The sequence below is a fragment of the Silvanigrella sp. genome (assembly GCF_044369315.1).
GTDB lineage: Bacteria > Bdellovibrionota_B > Oligoflexia > Silvanigrellales > Silvanigrellaceae > Silvanigrella.
The window spans coordinates 1-4,568 of record NZ_JBIPMD010000251.1 but is presented as its reverse complement, the minus strand read 5'-3'; the positions used below and the strand labels follow the sequence as shown (position 1 = coordinate 4,568).

The following is a 4,568-nucleotide window of genomic DNA, read 5'->3' as shown; positions in this document are numbered from 1 at the left end:
TGTGATATTCCTCGATGGATTTCATGAGGTACATGTTAATACAATGGAAGGATTTTGGTCATTATTAAGATCTTGGCTCAGACCTCATCGAGGAATATCACAAGAAAAATTGCCGCTGTACCTAGGATTTTTTGAATTTATTCATAATGCCAGAAAAAAGAGGAAGATCTTTACTTGGAAACTTGATCAAAACACTGTTTTCATAAAAGACCCTGGAATCCATATAGAGCCAAAAAAGTTACCCAGGAGGCCAGGAGAGTGAGCGTCCACCTAAAACGTGGCAATGCATATAATAAACGGTTTGGCCACCATTTTCTCCGTTATTCATGACAAGTCTATAACCCGAATTTATGATTCCCGTTATTTCTGCCACTTTTTTTGCGGCAAATAAAACTCTTCCCATTTGTTCGATATCTGATTCTTGGGATTCAGAGACATTGATTATTTTATTTTTTGGAATCACAAGAACATGAACAGGTGCTTGTGGATTTATATCATTAAATGCGAAAGTATATTCATCCTCATAAATAGGCTTACAGGGAATTTCGCCCGAGAGAATTTTTTCAAAAATGGTTTTATCAGACATAGGTTATTCTTTCATATGAATAGTATTATCAATAAAAACATATTTAGGAATAACATAAGATCTAAAAAAGGAAAATATTTAAAAAGAAATTTTGTGAATTAAAAGGGAGTTAGGTAAAAACAAATATGACGATGAGTAATACGAGGAAAACTCCTACAAACCAAAAAATACCCATTGGCTTGTGTATTTCATAAGGATCTTCTTCATCTATAGTAACAATTTTATTTCCTTTGTATTTGTTTTTTCCAGAATCTTCTTCTTTATGTATATTTTTTTTCGAATCAGACATTTTTTCTTTGCTGTCTTCATGTTCATTTGATTTTGGCATAGCTTCATTTGTGCTATGAGCATCTTTATGCTTTGTTTCTTCTTTTGCTGTTTCTTTATTATGACTCGCGGCATCATGAGATTTTTCTTTGTTCTCTGTTTTAGAGCCTTCTTTTTCTTTTTTATTATCATGTTCATTCGCCTTAGGTGCTTCTTTTTTAGGAACATAAACTTCTTCTCCATTTTCTTTATGGGGAGCAGCATGTTCCTCTTTCGCAAAAGTCAAAAAGGGGAAAAACAAAAACAATAGCTTTATACAAAAGGAAAATTTGTTTGAAATCAATTTTTGTCGCAAGGTGATTCCTCCAAGGACAATGGTATAAAATAAATTGGCCTTATCAAAGTAACAAATCTACTTGCATTCTATCTTTTTTATGTGGGCTTTTGTTGCAATTGATTCCAAATTTGACGGACGAGTTTCATCCAGCTTTCTGAGTTCGCTGGAGATATGCCTTTTATAGAAAAAAACCTTAAAATAGGCGAGCCTGCGTGTTTTGGACCTTGTTTTGGTACCATGTCTGTAAATAAGTAAACAGGTCCATTGATGTTGTGTCTTTTAAATATTTTTTCAGGACCATATACCCTAAGTTCAACTCTTAAAAGTCCTTTTGGTTTTTCTACAACTTGTTCAAAAAAAGATTCCATTTGATCGGACTGTTCTTCGGAATGAGTTTGTAAACATAACGCAAGTTCACTCTCTCCAAAATCATGAATTTTACTTTCAAATCCATAAGAGAAGCTTCCGTAGCATAGCCATATGTCAACACAAAAACCTGGTAGCATAGTTTACTTAAATCTTCCTGAACGAATAATACCAATAATGAGCCATAATCCTAGAATTACGGCCGTCCCAAAACCAATTAAGCCGAAGGTAGCTAAGAAGTCGTATAGTTTACCCTGTTTTCCATAAGTAGCAATACTACTTCCTAGGACAATAGATCCTAAAAGTATAGCAAGGCTTAGTCTATTTGATGCACGATCTAATTCTCTTGTTAAAAATATAATATCTTCACTCTTAAACTGGAAGGCCAGAGTTCCTGATTGTAGTTTTTTAGCTAAAATACGAAGTGTAATAGGTAAATCTTTAATAAATGCACCAGAATCATGCATTGCTAAACCAATATTGCGTTCGAACCATTTTTTATCAAACTGAAAAAGAGAATTTTTCTCATAATATTCAGTAGCAAAATTTAGAATTTGAAATTTGGGATCAACACTTCTACCAAAATTTTCTAGGGCGATTAATGCTCTAAAAAATAAAATAAGATCTCTTTCCAAAGGGGCATTTCGATTTGCAGATATGCGTGCAATTCGCATTAAGGTTCTTCCTAAATGCAGATCTTGAATGGGCAAAGAAATGATATTATCTAGTATCTCAGATATTTCAGACTCAAGTTGTGAACTAAGAGTTAAATCGTCTTTTTCGGTTAGTTCAACAAAAAGGCGCGCACAAGTTTCAATGTCATGTTTAGATAAAGAATAAAACATAAATGCTAATGTGTTTCTTAAATCTCTTTTCAAACGAACGGTCAGACCAAAATCAAGAATCCCTAATTTTCCATCATCCATTTTTATTAAATTTCCAGGATGAAGATCTCCGTGAAAAATTCCAAATTGAAAAGTCATATCTAAAAATGCTTCAACAGCAATTTTAACTAAATTATGTCCTCCATCGATAATGTTACTTTCCGTAAATTTTTTACCGGTGACTTCGCTCATACATAATATTTTTGAAGTACAAAATTTATAATTTATTACTGGAATATGGATATTTTCATGATTTTTGAAAAATTGTCGCATTCGTTCCGTGTTTGCTGCTTCTCTTGAGTAATCGAGTTCATTTAAAAGAGAACGGCGAAGTTCGGCTACAATTATGGTGGGGCGAAGAAGTTTTAATTCAGGCAAAGCGGTTTCTAAAATAGATGCAATGGTCATTAAAATAGCCAAGTCATTATTTATAGCAATATCAATGTCTGGGCGTTGTATTTTAAACACGACGGAGCTCCCCCCTTTTAAGGTTGCTCTGTGGACTTGACCTATGCTTGCCGATCCTATGGGATTAAAATCAAAAAAATCAATTTCTTCTAATAAATGGGTAGGGAGTTCATTTTCAAGGGTTTTTTCAATGATTTCTTTATTTATAGGCTTCACTTTATCACATAATCTTTTAAATTCTTCAACATAACTTTTTGGCAAAAGATCTTCTCTGGCAGAAAGAAGTTGCGCTAATTTTACAAAAGTTGGTCCAAGCTCTTCAAATGCCATTGCAAGTCTTTTTGCCCTGGAAAAATGATAATTTGGAGATTGTTCTTGAGAATTATTTTCTGAATTCGTACTTTGTAAAAGATCACCAAGTTCTGTTCTTTGTATCTCTCTTTTAAATCCATAACGAGCTAGAATATTTACTATATGGGTTAGTCTCCCAACATTTCTAAATTTTTGTAGAATACTTGAAGGCATATATTTGAATCCTCAAAATAGCAAACGAGGTAATCTTGAATTACCTTTCTATGACTTTAGTATATTAGACCTGTAACAAGTGCCAATGGATTCTGTTGCAGTCTCAAAAAATATGTAAGGATTGATTGAGCTGTTCAATAAGGGAGTAAAAATGAAATTAAGTAGCGTTGAATTTGTGAAAATGTATAAAGATGGGGATCTTAATAAGAAGGTTTTATTGGATGTTCGCGATGTTGAGGAATGTTCATTAGGAATGCTTTCAGGAAGTATAAATATTCCAGTAGCTGAATTAGATTCACGTTTTTCAGAAATTTCAAAAGATAAAGAAATCTTTATTTATTGTAAATCGGGGGGGCGTGCCGAAAGAGCAGAAATGTTCTTAAATTATATGGGTTTTAAAGAAACTCGTGTAGCAAGCCCTGGCGGTTATCCTGAGTTAAAAGCTTTAATTTAACCTAGTCATTAATTTAAAGCTTTTTTCACTGCAGCAAGCAGTTTATCAGGTACAAATGGTTTAATAAACCAAGCATTGACACCAATTTCTTTGCCTGTTTGAGCATCTTCGGGATTGGTATCTTTTGTTAAAATAAAAATAGGAATATTTTGAGTCTTTGGGTCTGCTTTTAAGGCTTTTGCAAGTTCAAAACCACCCATAACAGGCATATTTAAAGCAGAAATCACAAGATCTATGTTTTTACTTTTTGCTACGGACAAGCCTACTGATCCATCTTGCGCTTCTAAAACGTTAAAGCCTCCTTTAGAAAGAGCGAATTTTGCAAGATTTCGAATTGTGGGAACGTCATCGACAATCAAAATTGTCTTTGCCATAAAAAACCCTCAGCTATTTCAATATACAAATGTTATTATCGGTCTTTTTTTCGCTTACTTGAATATTTTTTTATAATGGAATGAGTTTTTATTCCTTCTGTTCAAAAAATGAAATAGAGAAGAAGCCATAAATTAAAATGTTATGAAGTCTCTTAATATAAAAATGAGAAAGTATTTTTCTATTTTATTAGGAGTTTATTATGGCAAAAACATTTTCCTGTTTATTAGTTGGTGTCGATGTGTGTCCTCCCAATAAGTGATTTTTACAAAGCATAAATCCAGAATTAAATATCCTTTTGAGGAGGAGATTTAAATGGAGATGGAAAATAGAATTTTAAAATTGTCAGAACAAGTTGCTTTTGAAAGA

General features: G+C 32.9%; 6 protein-coding genes and 1 pseudogene. 2 read left to right on the top strand and 5 right to left on the bottom strand.

The window, feature by feature from the left end:
* Window positions 1–206, top strand: a pseudogene (locus tag ACIQ56_RS14795) (DDE transposase); the annotation flags it as partial.
* A 32-nt stretch (window positions 207–238) separates the two neighbouring features.
* Here ACIQ56_RS14795 and ACIQ56_RS14790 read toward each other — a convergent pair.
* From ACIQ56_RS14790 to ACIQ56_RS14775, 4 genes are all read right to left on the bottom strand, one after another.
* A complete protein-coding gene (locus ACIQ56_RS14790; RefSeq protein ID WP_397601813.1) occupies window positions 239–586 on the bottom strand; it encodes a histidine triad nucleotide-binding protein in 348 nt (115 codons plus the stop codon).
* A gap of 109 nt (window positions 587–695) precedes the next feature.
* The gene (locus ACIQ56_RS14785; RefSeq protein ID WP_397601812.1) at window positions 696–1,208 is read right to left on the bottom strand and encodes a hypothetical protein; all 513 of its coding nucleotides are present in this window, start codon (window positions 1,206–1,208) and stop codon (window positions 696–698) included.
* 77 nt (window positions 1,209–1,285) lie between these two features.
* Window positions 1,286–1,696, bottom strand: a complete 411-nt coding sequence (locus ACIQ56_RS14780) for a hypothetical protein (RefSeq protein WP_153421137.1) — start codon at window positions 1,694–1,696, stop codon at window positions 1,286–1,288.
* A 3-nt stretch (window positions 1,697–1,699) separates the two neighbouring features.
* On the bottom strand, window positions 1,700–3,373 hold the full coding sequence (locus ACIQ56_RS14775) for an ABC1 kinase family protein (protein WP_397601811.1): 1,674 nt from the start codon (window positions 3,371–3,373) through the stop codon (window positions 1,700–1,702).
* Window positions 3,374–3,524: 151 nt separating this feature from the next.
* Here ACIQ56_RS14775 and ACIQ56_RS14770 point away from each other — a divergent pair, with 151 nt between their 5' ends.
* Window positions 3,525–3,827, top strand: coding sequence for a rhodanese-like domain-containing protein (locus ACIQ56_RS14770; protein ID WP_397601810.1), 303 nt, complete (start codon window positions 3,525–3,527; stop codon window positions 3,825–3,827).
* 8 nt (window positions 3,828–3,835) lie between these two features.
* Here the strand turns inward: ACIQ56_RS14770 and ACIQ56_RS14765 are convergent, their stop codons facing one another.
* Window positions 3,836–4,201 carry a response regulator gene (locus tag ACIQ56_RS14765; RefSeq protein ID WP_397601809.1) on the bottom strand — a complete coding sequence of 122 codons (366 nt, stop codon included), beginning with the start codon at window positions 4,199–4,201 and terminating at the stop codon, window positions 3,836–3,838.
* Between the last annotated feature and the right edge of the window lie 367 nt (window positions 4,202–4,568).

Coding starts and splice junctions, on each gene's coding strand:
- ACIQ56_RS14790 (WP_397601813.1), bottom strand. CDS start 586: ATGTCTGATAAAACCATTTTTGAAAAAATTCTCTCGGGCGAAATTCCC.
- ACIQ56_RS14780 (WP_153421137.1), bottom strand. CDS start 1,696: ATGCTACCAGGTTTTTGTGTTGACATATGGCTATGCTACGGAAGCTTC.
- ACIQ56_RS14775 (WP_397601811.1), bottom strand. CDS start 3,373: ATGCCTTCAAGTATTCTACAAAAATTTAGAAATGTTGGGAGACTAACC.
- ACIQ56_RS14770 (WP_397601810.1), top strand. CDS start 3,525: ATGAAATTAAGTAGCGTTGAATTTGTGAAAATGTATAAAGATGGGGAT.
- ACIQ56_RS14765 (WP_397601809.1), bottom strand. CDS start 4,201: ATGGCAAAGACAATTTTGATTGTCGATGACGTTCCCACAATTCGAAAT.